The organism is Clostridium sp. AF32-7AC (assembly GCF_003477925.1).
GTDB lineage: Bacteria > Bacillota > Clostridia > Lachnospirales > Lachnospiraceae > Otoolea > Otoolea fessa.
The window spans coordinates 885,415-912,205 of sequence record NZ_QUEG01000001.1; the positions used below are offsets into that span (position 1 = coordinate 885,415).

31 protein-coding genes are annotated in these 26,791 nt (G+C 49.2%); 3 read left to right on the top strand and 28 right to left on the bottom strand.

Annotation, left to right across the window (positions count from 1 at the left end):
- Positions 1-31: 31 nt before the first annotated feature.
- The 11 genes from rpmA to DWZ45_RS04080 all read right to left on the bottom strand — a co-directional run bounded on the left by rpmA (position 32) and on the right by DWZ45_RS04080 (position 10,698).
- Positions 32-322: a 50S ribosomal protein L27 gene (gene rpmA, locus DWZ45_RS04030; RefSeq protein WP_022359433.1), complete on the bottom strand. Its 291-nt coding sequence runs from the start codon at positions 320-322 to the stop codon at positions 32-34.
- A gap of 3 nt (positions 323-325) precedes the next feature.
- Positions 326-655: a ribosomal-processing cysteine protease Prp gene (locus tag DWZ45_RS04035; RefSeq protein ID WP_022359434.1), complete on the bottom strand. Its 330-nt coding sequence runs from the start codon at positions 653-655 to the stop codon at positions 326-328.
- Between the two features lie 5 nt (positions 656-660).
- Complete coding sequence (rplU, locus tag DWZ45_RS04040; protein ID WP_106999905.1) at positions 661-969, bottom strand: 50S ribosomal protein L21; 309 nt, start codon at positions 967-969, stop codon at positions 661-663.
- 312 nt (positions 970-1,281) lie between these two features.
- Entirely contained in the window at positions 1,282-2,592 is a 1,311-nt protein-coding gene (gene pepT, locus DWZ45_RS04045; protein WP_118467708.1) for a peptidase T, read from the bottom strand.
- Positions 2,589-3,134: a Holliday junction resolvase RecU gene (locus DWZ45_RS04050; protein WP_022358599.1), complete on the bottom strand. Its 546-nt coding sequence runs from the start codon at positions 3,132-3,134 to the stop codon at positions 2,589-2,591. The genes pepT and DWZ45_RS04050 overlap by 4 nt, the downstream gene beginning before the upstream one ends.
- Positions 3,135-3,182: 48 nt before the next feature.
- Positions 3,183-4,181 (bottom strand): RluA family pseudouridine synthase, encoded by a 999-nt coding sequence (locus tag DWZ45_RS04055; protein WP_118467709.1) that lies wholly within the window; start codon positions 4,179-4,181, stop codon positions 3,183-3,185.
- Between the two features lie 18 nt (positions 4,182-4,199).
- The gene (locus DWZ45_RS04060) at positions 4,200-4,769 is read right to left on the bottom strand and encodes a hypothetical protein (RefSeq protein WP_022358597.1); all 570 of its coding nucleotides are present in this window, start codon (positions 4,767-4,769) and stop codon (positions 4,200-4,202) included.
- Between the two features lie 57 nt (positions 4,770-4,826).
- Positions 4,827-5,591 (bottom strand): SDR family NAD(P)-dependent oxidoreductase, encoded by a 765-nt coding sequence (locus DWZ45_RS04065; protein WP_106999908.1) that lies wholly within the window; start codon positions 5,589-5,591, stop codon positions 4,827-4,829.
- A gap of 67 nt (positions 5,592-5,658) precedes the next feature.
- The gene (locus DWZ45_RS04070; RefSeq protein WP_227589510.1) at positions 5,659-7,701 is read right to left on the bottom strand and encodes a YgiQ family radical SAM protein; all 2,043 of its coding nucleotides are present in this window, start codon (positions 7,699-7,701) and stop codon (positions 5,659-5,661) included.
- Position 7,702: 1 nt separating this feature from the next.
- Positions 7,703-9,172, bottom strand: coding sequence for a pseudouridine synthase (locus DWZ45_RS14805; RefSeq protein ID WP_118467711.1), 1,470 nt, complete (start codon positions 9,170-9,172; stop codon positions 7,703-7,705).
- The gene (locus DWZ45_RS04080; protein ID WP_118467713.1) at positions 9,172-10,698 is read right to left on the bottom strand and encodes an RsmB/NOP family class I SAM-dependent RNA methyltransferase; all 1,527 of its coding nucleotides are present in this window, start codon (positions 10,696-10,698) and stop codon (positions 9,172-9,174) included. The genes DWZ45_RS14805 and DWZ45_RS04080 overlap by 1 nt, the downstream gene beginning before the upstream one ends.
- A 197-nt stretch (positions 10,699-10,895) precedes the next feature.
- Here DWZ45_RS04080 and DWZ45_RS04085 point away from each other — a divergent pair, with 197 nt between their 5' ends.
- On the top strand, positions 10,896-11,894 hold the full coding sequence (locus tag DWZ45_RS04085) for a nucleoside recognition protein (RefSeq protein ID WP_227589511.1): 999 nt from the start codon (positions 10,896-10,898) through the stop codon (positions 11,892-11,894).
- Here DWZ45_RS04085 and DWZ45_RS04090 read toward each other — a convergent pair.
- From DWZ45_RS04090 to rsmD, 3 genes are read right to left on the bottom strand one after another with little or no spacing between them, the layout of a single operon-like run.
- A complete protein-coding gene (locus DWZ45_RS04090) occupies positions 11,860-12,477 on the bottom strand; it encodes a hypothetical protein (protein WP_022358776.1) in 618 nt (205 codons plus the stop codon). The genes DWZ45_RS04085 and DWZ45_RS04090 overlap by 35 nt on opposite strands.
- 11 nt (positions 12,478-12,488) lie before the next feature.
- Positions 12,489-12,992 (bottom strand): pantetheine-phosphate adenylyltransferase, encoded by a 504-nt coding sequence (gene coaD / locus DWZ45_RS04095; protein ID WP_022358775.1) that lies wholly within the window; start codon positions 12,990-12,992, stop codon positions 12,489-12,491.
- A gap of 20 nt (positions 12,993-13,012) precedes the next feature.
- On the bottom strand, positions 13,013-13,567 hold the full coding sequence (rsmD, locus tag DWZ45_RS04100; RefSeq protein WP_118467715.1) for a 16S rRNA (guanine(966)-N(2))-methyltransferase RsmD: 555 nt from the start codon (positions 13,565-13,567) through the stop codon (positions 13,013-13,015).
- Positions 13,568-13,881: 314 nt separating this feature from the next.
- On the opposite strand from rsmD, the gene DWZ45_RS04105 reads away from it, so the two are divergent.
- The gene (locus tag DWZ45_RS04105; protein WP_022358773.1) at positions 13,882-14,091 is read left to right on the top strand and encodes an alpha/beta-type small acid-soluble spore protein; all 210 of its coding nucleotides are present in this window, start codon (positions 13,882-13,884) and stop codon (positions 14,089-14,091) included.
- Positions 14,092-14,246: 155 nt separating this feature from the next.
- Here DWZ45_RS04105 and pgeF read toward each other — a convergent pair whose 3' ends face one another.
- The 13 genes from pgeF to DWZ45_RS04170 all read right to left on the bottom strand — a co-directional run bounded on the left by pgeF (position 14,247) and on the right by DWZ45_RS04170 (position 23,851).
- Positions 14,247-15,137, bottom strand: coding sequence for a peptidoglycan editing factor PgeF (pgeF, locus tag DWZ45_RS04110; RefSeq protein ID WP_118467717.1), 891 nt, complete (start codon positions 15,135-15,137; stop codon positions 14,247-14,249).
- 70 nt (positions 15,138-15,207) lie between these two features.
- The gene (locus tag DWZ45_RS04115; RefSeq protein ID WP_118467719.1) at positions 15,208-15,594 is read right to left on the bottom strand and encodes a YraN family protein; all 387 of its coding nucleotides are present in this window, start codon (positions 15,592-15,594) and stop codon (positions 15,208-15,210) included.
- 15 nt (positions 15,595-15,609) lie between these two features.
- Positions 15,610-16,281: a ribonuclease HII gene (locus DWZ45_RS04120; RefSeq protein WP_118467721.1), complete on the bottom strand. Its 672-nt coding sequence runs from the start codon at positions 16,279-16,281 to the stop codon at positions 15,610-15,612.
- Positions 16,282-16,287: 6 nt separating this feature from the next.
- Complete coding sequence (ylqF, locus tag DWZ45_RS04125) at positions 16,288-17,163, bottom strand: ribosome biogenesis GTPase YlqF (protein WP_022358769.1); 876 nt, start codon at positions 17,161-17,163, stop codon at positions 16,288-16,290.
- Between the two features lie 24 nt (positions 17,164-17,187).
- Complete coding sequence (lepB, locus tag DWZ45_RS04130; protein WP_106999916.1) at positions 17,188-17,733, bottom strand: signal peptidase I; 546 nt, start codon at positions 17,731-17,733, stop codon at positions 17,188-17,190.
- Positions 17,734-17,968: 235 nt separating this feature from the next.
- Positions 17,969-18,316 carry a 50S ribosomal protein L19 gene (gene rplS / locus DWZ45_RS04135; protein WP_118467723.1) on the bottom strand — a complete coding sequence of 116 codons (348 nt, stop codon included), beginning with the start codon at positions 18,314-18,316 and terminating at the stop codon, positions 17,969-17,971.
- Positions 18,317-18,470: 154 nt separating this feature from the next.
- Positions 18,471-19,229 carry a tRNA (guanosine(37)-N1)-methyltransferase TrmD gene (trmD, locus tag DWZ45_RS04140; protein WP_022360233.1) on the bottom strand — a complete coding sequence of 253 codons (759 nt, stop codon included), beginning with the start codon at positions 19,227-19,229 and terminating at the stop codon, positions 18,471-18,473.
- A gap of 65 nt (positions 19,230-19,294) precedes the next feature.
- Complete coding sequence (rimM, locus tag DWZ45_RS04145; protein WP_106999918.1) at positions 19,295-19,807, bottom strand: ribosome maturation factor RimM; 513 nt, start codon at positions 19,805-19,807, stop codon at positions 19,295-19,297.
- Between the two features lie 141 nt (positions 19,808-19,948).
- Positions 19,949-20,176: a KH domain-containing protein gene (locus DWZ45_RS04150; RefSeq protein ID WP_022360235.1), complete on the bottom strand. Its 228-nt coding sequence runs from the start codon at positions 20,174-20,176 to the stop codon at positions 19,949-19,951.
- A gap of 32 nt (positions 20,177-20,208) precedes the next feature.
- Positions 20,209-20,448 (bottom strand): 30S ribosomal protein S16, encoded by a 240-nt coding sequence (rpsP, locus tag DWZ45_RS04155; protein ID WP_022360236.1) that lies wholly within the window; start codon positions 20,446-20,448, stop codon positions 20,209-20,211.
- A gap of 81 nt (positions 20,449-20,529) precedes the next feature.
- The gene (gene ffh, locus DWZ45_RS04160) at positions 20,530-21,897 is read right to left on the bottom strand and encodes a signal recognition particle protein (protein ID WP_118293513.1); all 1,368 of its coding nucleotides are present in this window, start codon (positions 21,895-21,897) and stop codon (positions 20,530-20,532) included.
- A gap of 15 nt (positions 21,898-21,912) precedes the next feature.
- Positions 21,913-22,254 (bottom strand): YlxM family DNA-binding protein, encoded by a 342-nt coding sequence (ylxM, locus tag DWZ45_RS04165; RefSeq protein ID WP_106999921.1) that lies wholly within the window; start codon positions 22,252-22,254, stop codon positions 21,913-21,915.
- A gap of 232 nt (positions 22,255-22,486) precedes the next feature.
- Positions 22,487-23,851, bottom strand: coding sequence for an MATE family efflux transporter (locus DWZ45_RS04170; RefSeq protein ID WP_118467795.1), 1,365 nt, complete (start codon positions 23,849-23,851; stop codon positions 22,487-22,489).
- 253 nt (positions 23,852-24,104) lie between these two features.
- On the opposite strand from DWZ45_RS04170, the gene DWZ45_RS04175 reads away from it, so the two are divergent.
- Positions 24,105-25,184: a Xaa-Pro peptidase family protein gene (locus DWZ45_RS04175; protein ID WP_118467725.1), complete on the top strand. Its 1,080-nt coding sequence runs from the start codon at positions 24,105-24,107 to the stop codon at positions 25,182-25,184.
- 170 nt (positions 25,185-25,354) lie between these two features.
- On the opposite strand, the gene gatB is transcribed toward DWZ45_RS04175, so the two are convergent.
- Positions 25,355-26,791, bottom strand: a complete 1,437-nt coding sequence (gene gatB / locus DWZ45_RS04180; RefSeq protein WP_118467727.1) for an Asp-tRNA(Asn)/Glu-tRNA(Gln) amidotransferase subunit GatB — start codon at positions 26,789-26,791, stop codon at positions 25,355-25,357.

A 26,791-nucleotide genomic window follows, 5' to 3' on the forward strand; every position in this document is an offset into this window, starting at 1 on the left:
TCCATACAATCCGTATGGAGCTTCTTTATAATTATTCGTTAATTGTTCTCGGGTAAACAGAAACCTGCTTTTTGTCTCTGCCCTTTCTTTCAAACTTTACGACGCCGTCAACCATAGCGAATAATGTATCATCTCCACCGCGTCCTACGTTCACACCTGGATGAATCTTGGTTCCGCGCTGTCTGTAAAGAATGTTGCCAGCTAATACGAACTGTCCGTCTGCTCTCTTCGCACCAAGTCTCTTGGACTCAGAATCACGACCGTTCTTTGTGGAACCAACACCTTTTTTATGAGCGAATAACTGAAGGTTCATTTTAAACATGCGTTACACCTCCCTGAATCGAATTTTAATGTATTTATCTCCATAACTCTCCGCGATATCGGTAAGTCCAAGTATCAGCGAATCCATCAGGAGTTTTGATTCCGCACTTACAGTACCGGTAAAATGAAAAATAAACTGACCTGTCTTTTCATCCACACTGCCCTTAAAACCGTCATCGGTAAATTTCTCCACCGAATTAGCCATATTGACAGTCAGAACGGATACAGCTGCACAGACAATATCTTTGCCGTACTCATCATATCCAGCATGTCCCTTTACTTCCACTCCCGTGGTACATCCCTTGGAATCGGAGTATACGTCTACTTGAATCATTTCAATTAAGCGTTGATCTTTTCGATCTTAACTTCTGTAAAGAGCTGTCTGTGACCATTTTTCTTATGGTAGCCAGTTTTTCTCTTATACTTGTAAACGATAACTTTTTTGCCTTTGCCTTCTTTAACAACTGTTGCGGATACAGTAGCACCCTCTACAGTCGGGCATCCGATCTTCATCTCACCGTTGTTAACAGCCAGAACCTGATCGAAAGTAACAGCTTCACCTGCAGCAGCACCGAGTCTCTCAACTTTGATTACATCGCCCTCGGCAACCTTATACTGCTTACCACCTGTTGCAATAATCGCGTACATCTGATGGCACCTCCTATTATCATTACTCGCCAGCTATGGCGGCTTGCGCACTTTTAGCCTCGCTGTGCGGCACACTTAGATATTCTATCATCGGAATATGGATCTGTCAACGGTTTTTTCTTGAATTTGGGAGAAAATTTCAAACCAGTGTTACGGATAAAGCTGCTTTTTCCAAGTCCTCATAAGTACCGCCAAATTGTTCAACCCTTTTGCCTCTGTAAAATAAGCAGAAAAAAAGCTGGAAGTCCTGATCAACTTCATTTTTCAGTATTTACCAGAAAGAATGGTGAGGATCTCCTTTTACTATTTATTTCACTCAGCCAGAGCTGCAAACTGCTTTCCAATCTCCACCAGTATCTCCGCCGTCTTCTGAAGCGAATCCACCGGAATAAATTCATATTTTCCATGATAGTTATATCCGCCGGTGCAGAGATTCGGGCACAGGAGCCCCATGTAGGAGAGGCGGGCGCCGTCGGTGCCGCCGCGGATCGGAACGACCTCCGGCTCGATGCCGCAGGCTGTCATCGCCTCTTTGGCGGTATCGATCAGGCACATGCACGGCTCAATTTTTTCTTTCATGTTGTAGTAGCTGTCCGTTACTTCGGCGATCACGGTGCCCTTACCGTATTTGCGGTTCAGGAAATCGGCGGCTTCGGCGAAAAATTTCTTTTTCTGTTCAAATTTTTCATGGTCGTGATCGCGGATGATATAATTTAACTGCGCCTCTTCTACATTTCCGCTCATTTCATCCAGGTGATAGAATCCCTCATAACCTTCTGTGTACATCGGATTTTCAAAGACCGGCAGCAGGCTCTGAAATTCCATGCCGATGAGAATGGCATTTTTCATCTTGAGCTTCGCATCTCCCGGATGGATGCTGGCTCCCTGAATCCGGACTTTGCCGGAAGCGGCGTTGAAATTTTCATATTCGATCTCGCCGATCGGACCGCCGTCTACCGTATAAGCAACCGCTGCACCGAAGTCTTTCACATCGAAACGATCCGCGCCGCGTCCGATCTCCTCGTCCGGCGTAAATCCAATGCAGATCTCGCCGTGCGGGATCTCCGGGTGGCTCAGGAAATATTCTGCCATCGTCATGATCTCCGCCACGCCTGCCTTATCGTCGGCGCCCAGAAGCGTGGTTCCGTCGGTTACGATCAGATCCTGACCTTTTAAGTCGGCTAAAAACGGAAATTCTGAAACTTTCATGACAATTTGTTTTTCTGCATTTAATACGATATCTTTGCCGTCATATGCCTGGACGATGCGCGGCTTTACGTTTGTTCCGGTTAAGGACGGCGCGGTGTCCATGTGGGAAATGAAGCCAAGTGCCGGGATGGTGTTTTTTTGTCCAACGCCGGATGCACCGTGAGCAGACGCAGTGCTGAAAGAAGCTTCCGCTTCTTGCGGTGCAGAGGTACTGCCTGTATTATCCGGAATGCGTGCAAACAGGTATCCGTACTCGCTCATCCGCACATCGGATGCACCCATTTCTTCCAGCTCGCGTTTCAGCTCATTGGCTAACAGAAGCTGTTTTTCCGTGCTCGGGCAGGTGTCATATGCCTCGTCTGACTGCGTATCATATGATACATATTTCAAAAAACGTTCTACAGCTGTTGTCATGAAAAATCATCCTCTCTTTCTCCTAAATCCCGGCTCAGCGGTTCCAGATAATGGACTAATATATCCCGGTGGCTTTTGATGCGCCACGTTTTATCCATTTCCTCATATGTAAAACTCTTCCGTCCGCCCTGCTGCATCCGCTCCCAGTATGCGTCCAGATGGAAAAATGGCAGGTAGTAAAGTTCATCCCTCTGTGAAAAATATATAATTAAGAAAGCAATCCCGCCCTGCTCTTCAAATTCCCGCATAAATGCGACCTGATGCGGATGGACGTTCTGCAGTGGAAATGTATCTGCCGCGCATTCTTTCGCATCAAAGCAGACCGGGACGCCCTGAATCGCGCCGATGTAATCGACGGTACTCTTCTGGTCGAAATACGCCAGCGTGATATGGCGGCTGGTTTTATCGATCGAGACGGGCGTGATCGGCGTCGGGATTTTCTGGATCAATGCCAGCTTTTTCTCACGGTAAAGATCGTTTGTGTGGTTTATCATATCCTCCAGGGTTGAACCACGAAGTCCCCGGCTGTTCCAAGTCCCCATGTTGTTGCTCCTCCACTTATTTTTTTGATTTTTCGCACAATTTAAAATTTACAGGCGATGATTGGCTGGGCGTTTTGGAGCTGATTTCATCATCTCTTCCATCCGCTTCATCTCCGCTGGCATAGGCGCGGTAAATTCTTTGCCCGCCAGATATGAAAGCGGCTCGGAGATCGTTTCCGGCATTACCAGCCGCCACGCATGAAGCATCTGTGAACGGACGCCGAAGCGTTTCTTCACTTCCTCATTGACCCGGGGATCGCCGTACTTTGGATCCCCGGCGATCGGGTGTCCGATGGAAGCCAGGTGGGCGCGGATCTGGTGGGATCGTCCGGTGATCAGATGAACCTCCAGAAGGGTATATCCATTTCCAGACGCCAGTGGTCTGTATGCAGTCCGGATCAGCAGACTTCCAGGGGTCTCCTCTTTTCGGATCGACACCTGATTCGTCTTTTCATTTTTCGTCAGCCATCCCTCGATCCGGGCTTCGCCTTTTACGATTCCCCGCACGACGCAGACATAATATTTTCCCAGACTCCGGTCCTTGATGACCTCGGACATGATCTGCAGTCCCGGCAGGGAACGTCCAGCTGCCACGATGCCGCTTGTGTTGCGGTCGAGGCGGTTGCAGACGGACGGACGGAAGCACGCCAGGTCCTCTTTCTTTAATTTGCCGGAATCCAGCAGATAGTCGATCAGGTATTCAACCAACGATTCATCCGTCTCTTTCGCTTTCTGGGACAGCATTCCAGATGGCTTATTGATCAGTAAAATATGTTCGTCCTCGTAGACGATATCGAGCTTTTTCTTTTGAACCTTCTGAATCTTCACTTCCGAAAATTTCTCGATCGTCTCCTCTGCCAGAAACAGCTTGATCTCATCGCCCTCGGTCAGATGTTCGGAACCGTCGCATTTTTTTCCATTCAGGGTAATGTTTTTCTTCCGCATCATTTTATAAATGAAGCTTTTTCCCGCCAGATTCAGATATTTTGCCAGCAGCTTGTCCAGGCGCTGCCCCGCCTCATTTTTAGATACTGTCAGCATCCGCATGGCTGCCGCCTCCCTTTTTTACATCGATAATCCTTTTATTACGCGCACACCGTACTCTACAGTTCCATCGTCCTCATACTCTGACGCCGGTTTCAGGCTGTGAATCCGCTTGTCAAAGGTGCTGCGTGAGGTCACGATTTTTAGGTTCGGATCCAGTTTGTTAGCCTTTAACAGTTCATTTAAACCTGCCTCCGCGCGCTTTACATTCAGCTTTGGATTAATGCAGTACACATAGATGCCGGTCGGGTGAACGACGGTCACATCGGACGGAATCACATCTTCCGGTGTCGTCAGAACCAGATCATAGAGAACTTCAAATTTTTCCTCATACGGCATATATGCCTCATGAAACGCCTGCTCCGGTGTATGGTATTTGAAAATGGCAATCAGCGGGGAAGCGAGATTCGCCGCCGGAAGTACCGTGACGATCGCCATGACCGTCAGAATTTTTTTGACGGAATCATTGTCTGTAAAAGACCGCCCAACCAGCTGTGCGATGATAAATAACGCCAGAAGTGCGATGATAAAAAGCTGTTTCCGCTTGAAATGATTGCGGTAGCCATAATCGCCTTTTTTTATCTTTTTCACGGTGTAAAAATCCTTTCTATCATGTTTTTATTGAATGATACTAGCTTTTTGTCTGATTTAATGGTTTAACGCCTGCATCGCGCGCAGAATCCATTCATGCGGCACTACCTTGCAGAGCACAAAGAATGCCTTCATCCATACGCCGTAAACCGACACGCTTTTTCCCGCCATACAGTCGCGGATGGCAAGTTTTACAACTTTGTGCGGATCTGCCATCACCAGACGCTTATAAAGAGGAATCTCCCCGGTTGTCTCGGCAATGTCGAAAAACTCGGTTTTGACCGGTCCGGGGCAGACCGCCGTCACACCGATTCTACGCGGGCGGAGTTCTTCCCGCAGGGCGCGGCTGTAGCTTAAGACAAATGCCTTGGTTGCCGCATAGATGGCAAATCCCGGCTGCGGCAGAAAGGAGGCTGCTGACGCGAACTGGAGAATCCGGCTGTTTTCGCTCATATAGGGAAGCACCATATGCGTGACCGCGCACAGCGCCTTGCAGTTGAGCTCTACCATTCCCGTTTCATCGTCAAGCGGCAGGTTCCCGACCGTTCCGATTTTACCAAAGCCGGAAGCGTTTACCAAAAGCTTTACGTTGGGCTTGCGCGCCGCCAGCTCGTTTTCCAGCGTCTCCCGCTGGGATGCATCCGTCAGATCGATGGCGAAACACCGCGCCGGGATCGGTAGCGTCCGTTCCAGCTCCTGCATCCGGTCCATCCGGCGGGCAATCAGCCAGACTTCCTGAAGTCCCGAAAAGCGATCCGCCAGCTGTCTGGCTGCCTCGCGCCCCATGCCGGAAGAGGCACCTGTAATTATCGCAATTTTCATGAGAAATTCCTCCCGTCTCAAGTATGTACGCTCGGAGTCGTTCCTGCATTCCGAGCGTACATACGTTTTATTTCTTCTTGTGCACGTTCCGGATGGCTTTTTTCTTTCCGCTGCCACCGCTCTTTCCAACACCAGCGCTGCCAAATCCCCCCGCATTTCGTCCATTTCCATTTATGCCGGTCTGTTTGTGCCCGGCCATACTGCCCACAGCCGGTCGTTTGGTGTCTTTTGCACGATTGGCAGCAGCCGGTTTTGCCGTCTGGCTGCCATGATGCGCCCCTTTATATCCGCCAGCCGCGAAATCGCGTCCTTTGATCTGCCGCGGACGGATCAGGCATTTCTTATCAAAACCGATCAGATCCGTTCTGCCTGCCAGACGGAGTGCTTCCAGCACCAGATCATAGTTTTTCGGATTGCGGTACTGGATCAACGCACGTTGCATCGCTTTCTCATGCGGGTTGGTCGGCACGTACACTTTTTCCATCGTGCGCGGATCATATCCCGTGTAATACATACACGTAGACAGTGTGGATGGCGTCGGATAGAAATCCTGCACCTGCTCCGGCATGTAGCCGAGGTCGCGCAGATATTCTGCCAGCTCGATCGCCTCCTTGAGCGTGGAACCCGGATGGGAGGACATCAGGTACGGAACGAGGTACTGCTTCATTCCCAGCGAGTCATTCATCGCTGCATATTCCTTCATGAACTGGCGGTAAACCTTATTCTCCGGTTTTCCCATCCGTTTTAATACATTATCCGATATATGTTCTGGCGCTACCTTGAGCTGTCCGCTGACATGGTACTGACAAAGCTCCCGCAAGAATGCCCGGTTTTTCTCCGCCAGCAGATAATCGAAACGGATACCCGAACGGATGAAAACTTTTTTTACCTTCGGAATCGCCCGCAGCTTCTTTAACAGGGAAATATAGTCGCTGTGATCGGCATTCATGTTTTTGCACGGCTGCGGGAACAGGCACTGTTTGTGCGGACAGGCACCGTAGGTCATCTGTTTTTCGCATGCCGGGTGCCGGAAGTTTGCGGTCGGACCGCCGACATCGTGGATGTACCCCTTGAAATCTGGGTCCTGGGTCAAAAGTTCTGCTTCCTGAATAATTGATTCATGGCTGCGGGTCTGCACGATGCGTCCCTGATGGAAGGTCAGCGCACAGAAGCTGCATCCGCCGAAGCATCCGCGGTTGCTGATCAGGCTGAATTTTACTTCCGTGATCGCTGGAATACCACCCGCTGCATCGTAACACGGATGCCAGGTTCTCATGTATGGAAGTGCGTAGACATCGTCCATCTCTTCCTGGGTCAGTGGTTTCGCCGCCGGATTCTGGACCACATAGAGGCGGTCGCTGTACGGCTCAACGAGGCGTTTTCCCGAAAATGGATCGGTGTTGCTGTACTGGGTGTAAAAGCTCTCCGCATACGTCTTTTTATCGGAGGAAACCTCGCGGTAAGACGGCAGACGGATTTCGTCATAAACAGAATCCAGGTTTTCCGCCTTATAAACAGTTCCCTCGATGAAGGTGATATCCTTTGCCTCGATGCCGCTGGCCAGTGCATCTGCGATCTCCACGATCGAGCGCTCGCCCATTCCGTAGGAAATCAGATCTGCCTGGGAATCCAGCAGAATGGACCGTTTCATTTTTCCGGACCAGTAATCATAATGTGCCAGACGCCGCAGGCTGGCTTCGATACCGCCGAGGATGATCGGCTTTTTCGACCAGGTGCGGATCAGGTTGGAATAGACGATCGTCGCATAATCCGGACGTTTTCCCATCTCGCCGCCCGGTGTGTAGGAATCCTTTGCGCGGCGCTTTTTCGAAACCGAATAATGGTTTACCATCGAGTCCATATTTCCGGCGCTCACAAGCCATCCGAGACGCGGTTCGCCCAGAATCTGAATGGATTCCTGATTCTTCCAGTCCGGCTGGGCGATGATGCCTACTTTATAGCCGTGCGCTTCAAGCATACGACTGATGATCGCGTGGCCGAACGACGGGTGATCGACATACGCATCCCCGCACACGTAGACAAAATCGCAGCTCTCCCAGCCGCGCTTGTCCATATCCGCCCTGCAGATCGGTAAAAAATCATGTATCATTTTATCTTGCCCCCTGTATCAGTTCCCGGTAGTCCCGGATATAAAAATCAGCTAATTCTTTCTTTTCTTCGATCATGGAAAGTGAAAATACGTCCTCGACCGCGCCGACGCGCATACCAGCCCGTTTTCCAGCCAGAATCCCCGCCGGGACATCCTCAAATACCAGACATTTTTCCGGCTGTACGCCCAGATCCGCCGCTACTTTCAGATAAATATCCGGCGCCGGTTTTCCTGCTGCCACCTCACAGGCAGTTGCCACCACACCGAAATAGGAACGGATATCCAGAGAATCCAGCACGGCTGCTACCATATCCTGTGCATTGCTCGTTGCAATTCCCATGCGGATTCCTTTTTTCTTTAAAAATGAAAGAAATTCCGCAACACCTGATTTAAGCGGTACCTCATGGCGGTATTTATCGATCGACATTTCAATCCAGATCGCCTTGATCTCATCCAGGGTCATCGGCAGCTGGAAGCGATCTTTAAAATAGATTGCTGTCTCGGAAAAGCTCATGCCCTCGATCACCTTCTCAAGATCTTCCGGACAGTCATAGCCGTAACGCTTTAAAAATTCCACATCGATCGCTTTCCACATCCACATGGAATCGACCAGGGTGCCGTCGAGATCGAAGAGGACGGCGTCTACTGTGTTCCAGTTGATTTCAGGAGGTGTGTTATTTTGGGTGTCTGACAAATTTTCGTCATTCGATACACAATTTTGTGAGGTTAGCGTTCTTTCTTTTAACGCTCTAATTTCATCTTCCGTCAGCGCCCGGTACTCTCCCGTCGCCAGTGCCTCATCCAGGGCAAGCGGTCCCATCGAAAGGCGTTTCAGGTAAATGACTTCGCCGCCCTCTGCCTCAAACATCCGCTTTACCTGATGAAATTTTCCTTCATGGATGGTCAGGCGCGCCTCGCAGAGGTCTTCTCCTGCGTCGTTCCATTTTTTCTCGATCATAAGCTCTGCCGGCCGTACCGGTGTGCCATCCTTCAGCGTCAGTCCTGCCTGAAAGCGCGCTTCGATTCCTTCTTTCAGTGTTCCCTTTACGCGTGCAAAATAGACCTTATCCACGTGTTTTTTCGGTGCCAGAAGCTCATGCGCCAGCGCACCGTCGTTTGTGATGAGAAGCAGTCCTTCCGTATCAATATCGAGGCGTCCGACCGGGAAGAGGTCTTTTCGCTTTGCTTCATCAATAAGGTCAATGACAGTCTGATAGCGCCCGTCTTCCGTTGCGGAAACGACGCCCTGCGGTTTATTTAACATATAATATTCCGTGTCTGCCCAGCCAACCGGCTGTCCATCCAGTGTAACCCGGGTTTTGTCCGGGAATATTTTCCGGTCAGACTCGCGACAGACGGTTCCATCGACCAGAACCCGCCCTTTGCGGATCATCTCTTTTACCTGACTGCGTGTTCCCTGCTTCATCTCTGCCAGGAAACGGTCTAAACGTATACTTTTACCTTGTCCCATCACTGCCACCTCCATCCGGGATTGTATTTATTTTTAAGCTGACCGCCCCGTTTCTGCGCCCAGCCAAGCGGAAATCCATCCACACAGATTAGTACAAGACCATCTGCTGCCTCTTCCTCTGCGGCTGTCAATGTCTCGCCCTTTAAATAGCGGATCGTGCGCTCATCCGAGGCATTAAAATTTAAGTAATTTACAAATTCCTGCATCCGCAGGTTCATTGCCAGCGCCTGGGATGGTTCAAACCGCCCTTTTTTCAGTTCTCCGAGCAGAAGTCCGGTACGCAGACAGCGGAGTGGCTTAAAATAGCGTGTATTGTCGCCTGCCAGCGCTGCCGGGAGGTAATAGATGCGCTCGCTGTCACGGTAGAATTGCTCCGAATTCCAGGTTCTTACCGGAAGCTGGCGCAGAAGCTCAAACAGGGGGGAAAAATCCTCGGCGGTCTGGTTTTGCGCCACGTTTTTTCCCTTTCCAAATGTTTTCCCTTTCGCTTTTCCGGAAGCCGTCTGTCTGGACTTACCATCTTCCGCCACACGGCACAACCGCGCTTCTATTTCCTCTACCAAAAGTGGAGCGCTCAATGCTTTCTCACCGGCATTTTCCAAATTCTTGACATTTGCGTCTGGTTTCTCCGTCCGCTTCTCCAACAGCGCAACAAAATGTCCTTCGCCCTCCAGACGGTGCGGAAACAATCTCAGACAGCCCTCAATGCCACGGCTTCCCTCAAAGCCATATTCCGGTTTCTGCGGCACGACCGCCATCTGCGGATATTTCTCCAGAATATACTCGATCGTTCCCTCGTCCTCGTCCCTGTCAAAGGTACAGGTCGAATAAACCAGTTTCCCGCCCGGCGCAAGCATCTGCACGGCACAGTCGAGAATCTGGCGCTGCAGCGGCGCATAATAATCGGGACCTTTTTCGTTCCAGCTCTTTACCATCGACGGATCGCGGCGGAACATACCTTCGCCGGAGCACGGCGCATCGACCAGAATCTTATCAAAAAACTCCGGCAGGATGCCAGCCATTTTTTCCGGTGCCTCGCTCGTTACACAGATATTTCCCGCTCCGAACATTTCCAGATTTTTAAGAAGCGCTTTTGCGCGCGAATTGCTGATATCATTGGAAAACAGGACACCTGTACCGGCTAATTTCGCCGCCAGTTCCGTACTTTTACCGCCCGGTGCCGCGCACAAATCCAGAACCCGGTCGCCCGGCTTGATCGGCAGCCATGCCGCCGGTGACATCGCACTCGGTTCCTGCAAATAGTAGAGTCCCGCGTAGTACCACGGATGCCTGGATGGGCGTTCGCCCTGATAATAAAAACCGTTCTTCGTCCACGGCACTGGTTTCAAATTCCAGTCCGCCGTCTGTGCCATCTCTAAAAACTGTTCCGGTGTCAGCCTGCCCGTGTTGACGCGCAGCCCTGAACGCGGCTCTTCCTCATACGAAGCCAGATACTCCGGGTATTCCTCACCCAGAAATTGTTTCATTTTTTCAAGAAATTCTTCCGGCAGTTCTCGGTAATCCAATCGTTTTCCTCCTGTTTTTGTCTATTGCTCTGTATATCCATTTATAAGCGTGATTCTAAAGACTTTTTTTCGCGCTCATTCGTTCTTTCGTTGTTCGGTATGCCGGTTTTCAGGCTTCCAAAAGGAATGAGCCATTTTCTGTCTACATATATATAATCTATCTTTATATTACTTTTTAATGATAGAAAGGCGCTCCCATGCCATATATAAAAAAAATATTATCCGCCCTGTTCCCAGCACTTATCCTGTCGCTTCTGCTCTCACATCCGCGTCTCTCTGCGGATGGGGCACAAAAAGGACTTCTTTTATGGTTCAATACGGTCTTTCCGACGTTATTTCCCTTTATGCTCTTCTCAAAGCTTTTAGCTGAACACGGCGGCGTCCGGCTGCTTCTAGCGCCATTTCACCCAGTTTTGAAACATCTTGGGATGTCTGTCTACAGCGGCTATGCCCTGCTTGCCGGGCTGCTCTGCGGTTACCCGATGGGAATGAAAACTGCCGCCGATTTTAACCAGAAATCGCTGCTTTCGGCACATGAAAAACGGCTTCTGACCGCCATCAGCGCTTCGCCAAGCCCCATGTTTATCGCCGGATATGCTGCACCTAGGCTGAACCCGGCAGTTCCGTCAAACTATCTGGTTCTGGCACTATATACGCCGCTTTTATTGGTTGGAAGTCTCCTATGCATTTATAATAAAGTAACTTCTTTTAGCCCTCAAAACCGATTTTTTTCGAAACAAACCGGCTCTGTCAAGCCCGCCCGCACAAAATCCACATCCGTCTCCGTTCCCGCTTCCTTCGACACCATCCTGATGGACTGCATCGAACTGCAGGTCCGCATCGGCGGTTTGATCATGCTGTATTCGATCCTCGCTGCCTTTGCCGACGCCTTCTGTTCCGGCACGCTGCGTCTGGTTCTGATCGGGACGGCTGAAATGACAACCGGCATCGACGCGATCGCCCGTTCTGGTGCCATATTCAGTATCCCGGTTCAATCCGGCGCGATGGCGGCATGTGCTGCGTTCGGCGGGTTATCCGGGATCGCCCAGACAAATTCAGTCATACGGGACAGCCGAAAAGACAGAGAAAAAAATGCCGGACTTTCCATCCGGCATTATGTACTGTGGAAACTGGTTCACGCCAGTCTCTCGTTCGTTCTCTTTATTCTGCTGCTTCGCCGGATGCCGCCTGTGTAGCGGCCGCTGCTGCCTCGGCGCCTGTGTTCTCCTCCGGCTCGGTCACGACACTGCCAGCCAGCTCATTGCGGTTGGAAGATACGACATCGTAGCTGGACTGCATCGAACTCATGTAAGACTCGAAACGGCTCTGCGCGCCCTCCATCGAATGCTTGATGATGGTCTGCAGGCTGCGGAGCATGTCGTCCGTGTACTGAACGGAACCCTGGCGGATATTGTTTGCCTCTGTGACAGCGTTGTCCACGATCTGCTGTGCCTGTGCATTTGCCTGCTCAATAATGCTGTTTGCTTCTGCATATGCACGCTGCATGATCTCATGCTCATTAACCAGCTCATTGGTCTGGGCGGTCGCCTCGGCTACCATCGCGTCTGCCTGGGAACGTGCCTCCTGCAGAATCGCATCCTGATTGCTGATGATCTTCTGATATTTCTTGATCTCCTCCGGAATGCGAAGACGCAGTTCCACGAGCAGTTCTTCAATCTCTTCTTTATTTACTAAAATCTTCGTGTTGGACAGCGGCTGAAACTTGCAGCTGTCGATATAATCTTCAATTTCTGTGATGATCTGTTCAATTCTGCTCATAGCTTTTCTCCTTACTTACATTCCCTGTCTTCCTGAAGCGCCTGATATTTCTCCTGTACTTGTTTTGCAATGACCGGATCGAGAAATTCGGAAATGTCTCCGCCGTACATCGCAACCTCTTTTGCCATACTGGAACTTAAATACGCGTATTTAAGGTTCGTTGTCAGAAACAGGGTATCTATTTCGGGTGCAATCACCCGGTTCATCTGCGCGAGCTGCAGCTCATATTCGAAATCCGTGATCGCACGCAGACCACGCACGATGACCTTTGCGTGATTCTGGCGCATGAAATCGACCAGAAGTCCGTCAAACGACTGCACCTCCACGTTAGGAATGTCTTTTGTCACTTCCTCTAACATCTTAACACGTTCTTCGACAGAAAACAACGGAGATTTTGCGTTATTACACAAAACTCCCACGATGACCTGATCAAAAATTTCGGAGGATCGCTTTATAATATCAAAATGTCCGAGCGTCACCGGATCAAAGCTGCCCGGATAAATGGCTGTTTTCATCTTTTTTTCTCCTTTGGTATTCAAGCTTTTCGGATAAACAGATGTTTATTCGTCTTATATATCTTCTCTTTTTCGAGATGGTATCCCAGTTCTGAAAGGTAGCCGCACCCGGTCTCTTTCGATGCCTCTGTGATGATCATCGTATGTTCATCTGCCAGGGACGAATGCGCCAGATAAGTAAGCACTTCTTTCTCCCAGAGATGGTTGTACGGAGGATCCATAAAAATGAAATCAAACGCACTCTTCCGGTTTTCTATCCGTTTCAATGCATCCGAAATATCACAGTTTAACAGCGTCGCCTTATCAGCTAGGCGGGCCGCTTTCAGATTGTCACGGATGCAGTCCGCCGCTTTCGGATTCTTCTCCACAAAAACAGCTTCTTTTGCCCCGCGGCTTAAAGCTTCGATCCCGATCGCCCCGCTTCCGCTGAATAAATCGAGAAATGTGCATCCATAGATATCATTCTGAATCATATTAAAAAGAGTTTCTTTGATACGGTCCGTCGTCGGTCTCGTATCCATTCCCTCGATCGTCTTTAAAGTAAGCCTTCTGGCACTTCCTGCTATTACCCGCATGGATTTTTCTCCATCTTACTAGAAATATTAATGTATTTTGAACTGCAACCGTAAAATTCACCAAACAGTTTGCGTATTTTTTAACACTACATCTGTTCTATTATAGTATGAGTTTTACTGATATACAAGCATAAAATCGGATCAATACTAACTTTTTTCCCTACATTGTGGGTGTTTTGCCCCAAAATGTCAATTTGCACAAAACCTTCTAGTGTATTTCACTTTTAAGATCCGCATACTGAGAATGTAACAAAAAGAGACACCCGGACAAACGAAAGTTTGAAGGGGCACACGCAAAAAAGGAGGCGTCTGTTATGTCTAGTTCCAACAACACTAACAAAACCAATGTACCGGAAGCCAAGGAAGCGATGAACCGCTTTAAGATGGAGGTTGCCAATGAGATTGGCGTTCCGTTAAGCGAGGGCTACAATGGTAACCTGACCTCCGCACAGGCTGGTTCCGTCGGCGGCTATATGGTCAAAAAGATGATTGAGGAACAGGAAAAAAAGATGGCTGGTAAATAAGGCATCGTAGGGCTCTTCTGAATCTTCGCTGAAACGGCGAAAAAAACGGCAGCAGCATGATTGACAAAACCGGACTTGAACGACCGATTTTCAATCATGCTGCTGTTCTTTTCTGCAAAACATTCATTCACTTGTTTGATAGACAGATTGTATACTTACTTTAGCGATAAAAATGCCGCCAGATTCCCCCTCTTATCTCCCATCACGCGGTGTGAATATAAAAGATCCGGATTGCATTTCGTACATACATTCGTCACAGCCAGATGCTCCGGCAAAATTCCGGCATCCAGGAGCACCAGGCGGTTCGCGCCCCAGAGGTCAAGCTGGTACTTGCCATTCCCCCTATTCATGAGAATCGATTTCCCATTCCAGGAATAACAGGATGTTGAATCATCCTGACTGATTTCTGCTCCAAATTCTTCTTTAAATGCGTCTGCCACATCCTCACTGACCTCATAACAGTCCCGGCAGATGCTCGGTCCGATGCAGACGCGCAGATCCTCCGGCTTCGTGCCGAACGCCTCTCCCATCGCCTCGATCGTTTTCTGTCCCATCCGGTGAACGGTTCCCTTCCAGCCGGAATGCGACAGTCCGATCGCACGATGCACCGGATCTACAAAATATAATGGTACACAGTCCGCAAAAAATGTAACCAGCGTCAGCCCCGGCACGTTTGTGATAAGTCCGTCGATGTTTTCATAATCGCGCTCCCGCCAGATTCCTTTTCCAGCGTCCGCTTCCCTAACAAGACGGATATTCGTCGTGTGCGTCTGATGGCTGAGCACCATCTTTGACACATCCGTTCCCAGAATCCGCGCCATTTTCCGGTAATTTTCAAGCACATCGTCCCGGTTGTCGCCGCGCGTCAGCGAAAAGTTCATCGTACTGAAATATCCCTTGCTCGCTCCGCCAAGCCGGGTAGAAAATGCGTGGCGCACCATCCTGGTCTGCTCTAAGAGCGGAAAGGTAAAATAAGCCACTCCGTTTGACTCATGAAGGGTAATTGGTGCCGGATGAACTGTTTTTTGTATATAGGTAAGCGCCATGATTGTCACATCCTTTTTCTGTCTCTTGCTCAAATCTGATTGTGCAGTTTTTGAATTCTTTCATTTGTAATTATCCGCACCAGAACGCGTCCCGAATTAATCTCACGTTACTGCCAAGCACCGCCACCACATCAAACCGGCACGGCGTGTCCTCGGAAATATGATAACGCGTCATATAATACCGGGCGGTACGAAGAATCCGCGCCTGCTTGCGGGCATCCACTGCCTCCGCCGGATCGCCTTCGTGTTCATCGCGGCGGTATTTGACTTCGATAAAAACCAGGTAGTCTCTATCTCTTGCGATAATATCAATTTCACCCTGGCGACAGCGGAAATTCCGGCAGAAAATCTGATAACCGTGCCGGGTGAGATATTCACACGCCAGAGTTTCATATTCAGTTCCGATGGCACGGCGGTTGAATGAATTTCCATGAAGATGAAAGTTTCTTTCTCCCATTCAGCTCCCTTTCTGTTATTTCATCCCCTGCATCGCGGCTTCCTCGCCCAGCAGCTTCTTCAAAAAGGTTCTCCGGTGGATCGGGCATGGACCATAGGTTAAAATTGCCTCGTTATGCATCTTGGTTCCGTATCCTTTATGCTTCACAAACCCGTATTCCGGATAGATTTTATCGTACTCCATCATCATATGATCCCTCGTCACTTTTGCCAGGATACTGGCTGCCGCGATCGAGACACTTTTTGCATCGCCCTTGATAATCTTAATCTGCTTTTCCTCCGAAATCCCCGGAATGATGACCGCGTCATTTAAAAAGATATCCGGCTCCTGCGGAAGCTGTGCGACTGCCTGACGCATCGCCTCATAGGTCGCCTGCAAAATATTGATGGAATCGATCACCTCCGGGCTTACAATTCCAATTCCGTAGGCAGCTGCCTTTTCTTTGATTTCCAGAAATAATTCTTCCCGGCATTTTTCCGACAATTTTTTGGAATCGTTCAGCCGCAGAATCGTACAGTCTTTTGGAAGTACCGCGACCGCCGCCACCACCGGACCGGCTAATGGACCTCTGCCCGCCTCATCAATGCCGCAGACGATCCCTGCACTTTCGTACTGATGTTCATAGGCGCGCATTCCTTCGAGACGCGCCAGTTCTGCTTCCAGTTTTTCTCCTGTTAGTTTTCTCATGTTTTCCTATACCTCCGGCACTTCCAGCGTCACGCGCCCCAGTTTGCCGCTGCGGAAGTCATCTAATAGGAAGCCAGCCGCTTTTTTCGTATCCAGCTCGCTGCCCTTTAAAAGACAGGAACGTGCCCTTGCGATTTCACGCAGGATTTCCCAGGCTTTTTTTGTATCTTCGCCGTCCCCAGCCGTATTCTCAACCAGCGTCACACCATACCGCTCTTCCAGGCGCTTTCCGTAACGTCCGGACATATTTTTGATCAGCTCGGCTGCCAGCTCTTCCTTATCCAGAATCTCATCGTTGATCGAGCCGATAAATGCAAGGCACAGTCCCACATTCGGATCTTCAAATTTCGGCCAGAGGATTCCCGGCGTATCGAGAAGTTCCAGTGTCTTATTTAAGCGGATCCACTGGTTTCCCTTGGTAACACCCGGTTTATTTCCAGTCTTGGCGCAGGCTTTTCCGGCAAAGGAATTGATAAAGGTCGATTTTCCGACATTCGGAATGCCGACTACCATCGTCCGCACCGGGCGGTTTTTGATACCGCGGCGGCGGTCACGCTCAATTTTCTCCTTGCATGCCTCCTGCACCAGCGGCTGGATCTGCTTCATTCCCATGCCGCTGCGCGCGTTGATGCGGAGTGCATGGATGCCCTGCTCCTTAAACCATGCGATCCAGCGCTCTGTACAGCCGTCGTCCGCCAGATCCGCCTTATTTAAAAGGACAATCCGTCCCTTTCCCTTCGCAAGCTCATCAATATCCGGGTTGCGGCTGCCGAGCGGCACGCGCGCATCCACCAGCTCAATCACCAGATCGATCAGCTTGATATCTTCCTTCATGGCTCTTTTTGCCTTTGTCATATGTCCAGGGTACCATTGTATCTGCATGAAATTTTCTTCCTTTCTTAGAACCTATCTCGACGAAATCAACCCAAACCGGCTAACCGGCTGGATCCGCAGCCAGACCTTTCCTTTGATCTGCCGGAACTTCACATTTCCCACATTGGAAAAGCGGCTGTCCTCACTGCCGGAGCGGTTGTCACCCAGCAGAAAATATTCGTTTTTATCCAGACTAATCGGATATTCCGCCAGTCCAGCCAGAGCCGCCTTACCCAAGTCGTTCGGGGCGTCTAATTTTTCATTATTAATGTAAATATAACCGTCCTTGATCTGCACCGTCTCACCTGGCAGTCCAATGACGCGTTTTATATTGTAATTTCCCGTTTCTTTTTCAAATACAATAATGTCATAGCGCTTTGGGCGCATCACGCGGTAACTCAGGCGGTTCATCAGAACCTTTTCGTTCTGCGACAACACCGGTTCCATTGATTGACCGCTCACCCGTATCTGTGTCCCCATCGCAAACACGGCGAACCACGCGATCGAAATTACCACCGCGATATCCACGATCCATCCAACCACCAGACGGATGCGGTTTTTATCCTCTTTCAGCTCCATATGTCACTCCCTCTCTATCCATTCCCCATGAATCATCGCTCATGTCGCAAGCGACCGCGCTCGGCGCGAGAATGTGCCAGGGCACATTCTTTTTTATAATAGGGAATCACAAGGAATTTCCTATTACACGAAAAAAAGCTGCTGCACAGCTCCTCCCGCCGCGCCGGACACACATAACCGCATATCCGGATGCACAGCGGGCTGACCTGTACAGCAGCCCCATCCGCTTCAGAAATTATTTTACTAACTCTTTTACCTTCGCTGCCTTGCCGATTCTGGATCTCAGGTAGTTCAGTTTTGCTCTTCTTACTTTACCTCTTCTTACTACTTCAACGTTCTCTACAGACGGAGAATGTAACGGCCAGGTCTTCTCTACACCAACACCGTTGGAGCTCTTTCTAACAGTGAAAGTCTCGCGAACGCCGCCGTTCTGTCTCTTAATAACAGTTCCCTCGAAAACCTGAATTCTCTCGCGGTTTCCCTCTTTGATCTTAGCAGATACACGTACTGTATCGCCTACGTTGAAACTCGGAACGATTTCCTTTAACTGAGCTGCTTCAATGTTCTTAATAATCTCGTTCATCTTTGTGAACCTCCTTTAAAATCTTTGATGTTCTTAATACGATCTTTTATCCCGTAAAAACGTGCTTCCTGTAACAGCGGAACATCTCTTTATTTCACAGAATATGATTTTATCATAGAAATCCTTGATTTGCAAGGACTTTCTGCTCTCTTTTTTAGAGTTTTTTTGTTTCTTTTTCCTCTTTCTGACGAATCAGCTCTTCCAGATATTTCTTCTCTTTCTTATCCAGAACCGCATCTTTTAAAAGATCCGGGCGGCGTTCCAGCGTCCGTTCGATCGATTTCTGACGGCGCCAGGTCTCGATATTTTTGTGATGCCCGGTCAGAAGTACGTCCGGGACCGCCTTATCCATAAATACAACCGGGCGGGTGTACTGTGGATATTCCAGCAGATTGTCGTGAAATGACTCAAATTCCGCGGATACGTCATTATTTAACACACCAGGCACCAGACGGGAAATGCAGTCGATCATAACCATCGCCGGAAGCTCACCGCCCGTCAGGACATAATCGCCGATGGAGAGATAGTCAGTTACAACCAGCTCCAGCGCGCGCTCATCGATCCCCTCATAATGCCCGCAGAGGAACACCAGATCCTCTTCTTTCGCCAGTTCTTCCGCGATTTTCTGGTTGAAAACCTGCCCCTGCGGAGTCAGATAGATCACGCGCGGACGTTTTCCGGTGCGCGCCGCCAGGTCTTCATATGCATCGTAAATCGGTTCCGGCTGCATCACCATACCGGCGCCGCCGCCATAGGGCGCATCGTCTACATGATGGTGTTTGTCCTTCGAATAATCGCGGATATTGACCGCCTCAACCGAGATCAGCCCTTTGTCAATCGCACGCCCCGTAATACTTGTGTTCAGTCCCCCCATTACCATCTCCGGAAACAGGGTCAGAATATGAAAATTCATCCGTTTCTCCTATATTTATACAGCACTTTCACAACGGTACTTTCATTTTAGGATTTTCATTCCATTTACAGATCCAGCAGACCGTCCATGATATGAACCGTTACAGTGCCAGCCTCCAGATCCACATTCAGGATGCATTCCTTGATGGATGGGAAAAGGTATTCTTTGCCCTCAGGTCCTTCGATCACATACACGTCGTTAGCCGCTGTCTGAAGGATATCTTTCACCGTACCGAACTCCTCGCCTTCGTCCGTCAGCACTTTCAGACCAATCAGATCGGCAATGAAATTCTCATCTGGATTCAGTTTCACCGCCTGATCGCGGGTGATCAGAATATCCTTATTACGAAACGGCTCGCAGTCCTCAATCCGATTCATCTCTTTAAATTTAAGAATGACCATATTTTTGAAAAAACGCACCTGTTCCACGGTCACCGGCATTTTTTCTTTTCCAGTGTCGATATACGCTTTTTTTAATTTTTTAAAACGATTCACATCATCGGTGGTAGGAAATACTTTCACATCTCCGCGCAGGCCATGCGGGGATGTAATTACACCAACTCTCAGATAATCAACCATTCTATAATCCTCCTGTATGAAATAGAACGTGCCTTGCATTCCCGCGCCGGGGTGCGGTTGCGTTGGCATCCTCTTGAATTTCCTGTGATATAAAAAAGCCGGACACCCTTTCAGGCAGCCGGCTTTTCAGCTTCGTCTGTATTACTGAATCTCTACAATAACTTTCTTGTCTTCCTTGGATGAAGCCGCCTTGACAACCGAGCGAATCGCTTTCGCGATACGACCCTGTTTTCCAATTACCTTACCCATATCGGCCGGTGCAACGGAAAGCTCGATTACAGTCTCATCGTCTTTGACCGATTCTGTAACCACTACCTCGTCCGGGTTCTCAACCAGTGCTTTCGCGATAACTTCTACTAATTCTTTCATACCTTTGCACCTCACAGGTCAGTATGCTTGATTTACTGGATACCAGCGATCTTTAAGAGTTTACCAACAGTCTCTGTCGGCTGAGCGCCTGTTGCTAACCATTTCTTAGCAGCTTCCTCGTCGAATTTCAGAGTGCTCGGCTCTGTATTCGGATCGTAGATACCGATCTCCTCGATGAATCTGCCATCTCTCGGGGATCTGGAATCTGCAACAATAATTCTATAGAAAGGAGCTTTCTTCTGACCCATTCTTCTTAATCTCATCTTTACCATTTTAAATTACCTCCTGAAATTTTCCTTATTTCCTTAAATTATAAAATATAGCTAATGCACACTGCATCTACTAACACTTGTTTAAAACGGCAGCTTCATCTTGCCAAGCATACCGCCGAGTCCGCCAAGACCCTTGCGTTTTCCGCCGCCTGCCATGCCCGGAAGCTGTTTCATCAGCTTTTTCATATCTCCGAACTGTTTTACCAGGCGGTTGACTTCTGCGATATCCACGCCTGCGCCCTGTGCGATTCGTTTCTTGCGGGACGGATTCATCAGATCCGGGTTGCGCCGCTCTTCGGCTGTCATCGAGAGGATGATCGCCTCCACGCGCCCCATCGTCTTCTCATTTTCATCTAAATCCAGACCCTTAAGCTGTCCCATGCCCGGCATCATGCTCATGATGCTCGCCATGCCGCCCATCTTCTTGATCTGGTTCATCTGATCAAGGAAGTCGTTGTAATCAAATTCTGCCTTCTTAATCTTGCGGCCGAGTTCTTTTGCCTTCTCCTCGTCGATCACAGCAGATGCTTTGTCGATAATGGAAAGAACATCGCCCATGCCCAAGATCCGGGAAGCCATACGGTCCGGGTAAAACTGTTCCAAATCGGAAAGTTTCTCGCCCATACCGACATAGAGAATCGGTTTTCCGGTTACCGCCTTGATAGAAAGGGCCGCACCGCCTCGCGTATCGCCATCCATCTTTGTCAGAACCACACCGTCAATGCCGATTTTGTCGTTAAACATGCTCGCTACATTGACTGCATCCTGACCAGTCATGGCATCTACAACGAGAAGTGTCTGATAAACATCCACATTCTCTTTAATCTCAACCAGCTCATCCATCATCGCTTCATCGATGTGGAGACGACCGGCTGTATCGATGATAACCACATTGTTGCCATTTTTCGCCGCGTGCTCAAGCGCTGCCTTTGCGATATTGACCGGTTTGTGGTTCGTTCCCATCGCAAATACGGGAACACCCTGTTTTTCACCATTTTTCTGCAGCTGTTCGATTGCCGCCGGTCGGTAGACATCACATGCTACCAGCAATGGATTTCTTCCCTTTGCCTTGAGCTTTCCGGCAATCTTTGCCGTCGTGGTCGTCTTACCAGCACCCTGGAGACCTGCCATCATGATGACGGTAATCTCATTGCCCGGTTTTAACGCAATCTCTGTCATTTCGGAGCCCATCAGCTTGACCAGCTCGTCGTTGACAATCTTTATTACCATCTGTCCTGGATTCAGACCATTTAAAACATCGGTTCCAATTGCCCGCTCCTGTACAGAATTGATAAACTGTTTTACTACCTTGAAGCTTACATCCGCTTCCAGAAGGGCCATCTTGACTTCTTTGAGTCCGGCTTTTACGTCGCTCTCGCTGAGTCGTCCCTTGCCTGTCAGGTTTTTAAACACATTCTGCAGTTTGTCTGCCAAGCTTTCAAATGCCATCAAAAACCTCCTGCATTATAAATCCAATATCTCGTTTGAGATTCGCCCGATTGCCTCAATCAGCGCCTGATTCTGTGTCTGGCTGAATTCTTCCGTCAACCGATGAATCTCAGTTACTTTTTCCTTGGTTTTCTGGAATTTGGCAATCAGTCCAAGCTTTTCCTCATAACCAAGAAGTGTACGGTCACAGCGCCGGATCAGATCATGCACACCCTGACGGGTAATGCCCTGTTCGTCTGCAATCTCGCTGAGGGACAGATCGTTAAATACCACATCCTTATATACACTTTGCTGATGCTTTGTCAGGAGTTCTCCGTAGAAATCATACAAAAGACCCTGTTCAACAATTTTTTCCATTCCTCATCACCTGTGTTATCATACACGATAATCTAATTGGTGTCAAGTATTTTTTCTTTACACTAATGAGATTTGTGTTTTCTTGTTACTGTTCACAGGTAGGCACTTTTGGAACCGAAAGTGCCGTAAGAAAACGTGGTGGCAGCAGGAATTTGCCGTATTTAAATGCGAAGCCACGGCAAATTCCGTTACTGGGCACGTATGCGTGAACAGTAACGTTTTCTTTCAAATTCTATCCCCGTACCGGATGGCCATCTTCCTTCGGCATCTTCTTCGCCGCCCGCCAGAAGCAGATCATATGTGCCGTCGCTGTGACCGCCCAGGAGATCGGGTACGACAGATACAGGATCGCCAGCGACCGCTGCGCTGCAAATATGGTAAAGATCCAAATCACCCGCAGTCCGCAGGCGCCGGTCAGAGAGACAAGCGTCGGCAGGATCGAATACCCAAGTCCGCGGATGCTTCCGACCATCGTATCCATCATGCCGCACAGGAAATACGTCGTACAGATGATCGACATCCGGAGCAGTCCATAGGAAATAACGTCGGCATCTTCTGAATATATCTGCAGCAGCCACGGACCTCCGAGGTATGCTGCAAATCCAAGCACCAGTCCTACTGTCACAACGACACCCTGGCAGGTGGCAAGAATCTTTTTGATCCGCGTATATTTCTCCGCTCCGATATTCTGGCTCGTAAAGCTTAAATTGGTCTGATACAGCGCATTCATCGAGGTATACACAAATCCCTCAATATTCTGCGACGCCGTGTTGCCTGCCATCGCGATCGAACCGAAGGAATTGACGGACGACTGAATCAGTACGTTGGAGATCGCAAAAATCGCACCCTGGATACCAGCCGGAAGACCTACCTTTATAATAAGAAGAAGTTTTCTCCGGTTGACTCCCAGCCTGGAAAGCGACAGCTTCATCGCGCCCTCTGAACGCATCAGGCAGCGGATAACCAGAAATGCGGAAATACACTGGGAAATCACGGTTGCCAGCGCGACACCCGCTACGTCCATCTGGAGCTGGGTAACAAAGAATATGTTCAGTGCTGCATTGATAACACCTGCCACGGTCAGGAAATACAGCGGACGTTTCGTATCGCCGATCGCGCGCAGGATCGCACTTCCGAAGTTATACACCATCGTTGCCGGCATACCGGCAAAATAAATCCGCATGTAGATCGTCGATTTATCGATGACATCGTCCGGCGTCCCCATCAGTTCCAGCCAGAAACGTGAGGTAAACAAACCCAAAAAGACCAGAAACAGCCCGCTCATCAGGCTGACCGTGATCGCCGTATGGATTGTCTCGCTCATGTCGCGGTCATTCTTCGCGCCATAATAGCGTGCCACCAGAACGTTCGCACCAATCGACAGACCGATAAAGACGTTAATGAGAAGATTAATAAGGGAACTGGTCGAGCCGACTGCTGCCAGAGACTGGCTGCCTGCAAAACGTCCCACCACAATCACATCCGCCGCATTAAAAAGAAGCTGAAGCACGCCAGAAAGCATCAACGGAATGGAGTATGTAAGTACCTTTCTGAGAATCGGGCCATTGCACATATCCATTTCATAGGATTTCGCCATGTTTTTCATCCTTTCGTATCTTAAAAATAAAAGTCCTTTCATTTTTCGAAGGCTGGTCAGTTGATACTATTCTACCCCCTTTCCATGCGCTTTTCAAGCGTTCTTTTATCGTTGACTTTTTCTCAGCGCGTCTTATAATAAAAGCAGCTAAATTGTGACTGTGAAGGTACTGAACAGTTACGATAAATTTATGGCGTAAACTGTCTGGCATCTTCACAGTTACAGCCACTCTATTTATAAGGAGGACATCATGATGAACACACAGCGACTTGATAAAATTTTGAAAAAAATGGAGACAGAGGGACTCGATCAGATGATTATTTCCGATCCGTATGCGATCTATTATCTGACAGGTCGTTTTATTGATCCGGGCGAACGTCTGCTGGCACTTTACATTAACCAGTCCGGCAAGAATAAGATCTTTATCAATAACCTCTTTACCGTTCCGGAAGATCTGGGCGTGGAGAAATTCCGCTTCTCGGATACGGACGATTACCTGACTCCTCTGTGCGACTGTGTTGAGGCAGGCAAACCGCTCGGTATTGATAAAACATTTGCTGCCCGTTTCCTGATTCCGGTCATCGATCATTCGGGCGCTTCCTCCTACAAGGTCAGCTCCATCTGCATCGATGAAGTCCGTGCGTGCAAGGATGACGAAGAACGTGAAAAAATGCGTGCGGTTTCCGAAATCAATGATAAGGCGATGGCACAGTTCCGAGGTCTGATCCATGAGGGCGTGACTGAGGAAGAGATCGCTTCCAAGATGTTAGATATTTATAAGAGTCTCGGTGCAGACGGATATTCCTTTGAACCACTGGTTGGCTTCGGTGCAAACTGCGCGCTTGGACACCACGGTCCGGACAATACTGTTCTGAAAGAGGGCGACACCGTCCTGTTTGATGTTGGATGCAGGAAGGATGGCTATTGTGCCGATATGACACGTACTTTCTTCTATAAAAAAGTACCGTCTGAGAAGCACCGCGCTATTTATGAGACCGTCCGCCGCGCAAATGCTGCCGCAGAAGCAATTCTGAAACCGGGCGTTCCGCTCTGCGAAGTCGATAAAGCTGCCCGCCAGATCATCGAGGATGCCGGATATGGTCCGAACTTTACCCATCGGCTGGGACATTTCATCGGTCTGGAAGTACATGAGTACGGCGATGTTTCTTCTGCGAACACCAAGGTCGCTGAGGTTGGCAATATCTTCTCCATCGAACCAGGTATTTATGTAGAAGGCGAAGTTGGCGTGAGAATCGAGGATCTGGTGCTGATTACTGAGGATGGATGCGAGATTCTAAACTCCTTCAGCAAGGAGCTGGATATTGTAGAGTAATCACATCGCATCATTTATAACACGATTATAAAAAAGAAACTGTTACAGATGGTATTTCTGGTAATTCCGATTACAAATCACGAATCATCCAGAAAGCCAGCATCTGTAGACAGTTTCTTTTTAGTTTTCTTTAAAAGCTAATTATAATTTTCATTTATAAAAAGGCGTTTTTACGCGTTCAGCTTCTCCGTCATCATTTCATTCACTTTACCCGGATTTGCCTTGCCCTTCATCGCTTTCATCACCTGACCGACCAGGAAACCAAGTACCTTTGTCTTTCCGCTCTTGTACTCTTCCACCGTCTTCGGGTTTGCGGCGAGCACATCGGAAACTGCCTGTTCCAGAGCACTGTCGTCATTGACCATGCCAAGTCCGTGTGCATCGACATAGGCGGACGGATCGACATCTTGCTCAAAAATAGCTGTAAATACTTCTTTGGCCGTGTTGTTATTGATCGTTCCGGCATCGACCAGATCGGTGAGCTGTGCCAGATGTATCGGGGAGAACCACAGGCTTTCAGCGTCCTCTCCTTTTTCCTTGAGCAGGCGGCTTGCCTCGCCGATCAGCCAGTTTGCCACCTTCTTCGGTTTCTGGCAGAGGGTGGTGGTCTTTTCAAACATATCCGCCATTTTCTTAGACTCAGTCAGGATGCGGCTGTCATATTCAGACAGACCATATTCGCTCTGGTAACGTGCCATTTTTTCCGGCTGCAATTCCGGCAGGGCGGCGCGGACAGATTCCAGCCACTCATCGCTGATGCAGACCGGCGGAAGATCCGGATCCGGGAAATAACGGTAATCTTTCGCATCCTCTTTGGAACGCATCGCATAGGAGTATTCCTTGTTGTCATCCCAGCGTCTCGTCTCTTGGATGACTTTCCTGCCCTCTTCCAGCAGCTCAATCTGGCGGGTGCGCTCGCCGTCGATCGCACGGGCAATCGCCTTGAAAGAGTTCAAGTTCTTCATCTCAGTTCTCGTACCAAATGTTTCACTTCCCACCTCACGGACCGATAAGTTGACATCGGCACGCATCGAACCTTCCTGTAACTTACAATCGGATGCGCCCAGATACTGTACCAGCAGGCGCAGGCGTTCGAGGTAGGCAATAACCTCATCAGCACTCCGCATATCCGGCTCAGAAACGATCTCGATCAGCGGCACGCCGCTTCGGTTGTAATCAACCAGCGAGCAGTCTTCCCACTCGTCGTGGATCAGCTTTCCGGCATCTTCCTCCATGTGAATTTCATGAATACGAATTTTCTTTTCACCGGCAGGCGTATCGATCGGGATATATCCGTCGTGGCAGATCGGGAGATACAGCTGGGAAATCTGGTAGTTCTGCGGGTTGTCCGGGTAAAAATAGTTTTTCCGGTCAAATTTACAGAACTGGTTGATACCACAGTTTGCCGCCAGACCGACAGACATCGCGTATTCAACGACCTTCTTATTTAAAACCGGCAGAGAACCCGGCATACCGGTACAAACCGGGCAGGTATGAGTATTTGGTTTTGCTCCAAATTCGGTGGAGCAGCCGCAGAAAATCTTGGTTTTCGTCGCCAGCTCTACGTGTACCTCCAAGCCGATGACTGTCTCATATTCTTTCTTCAT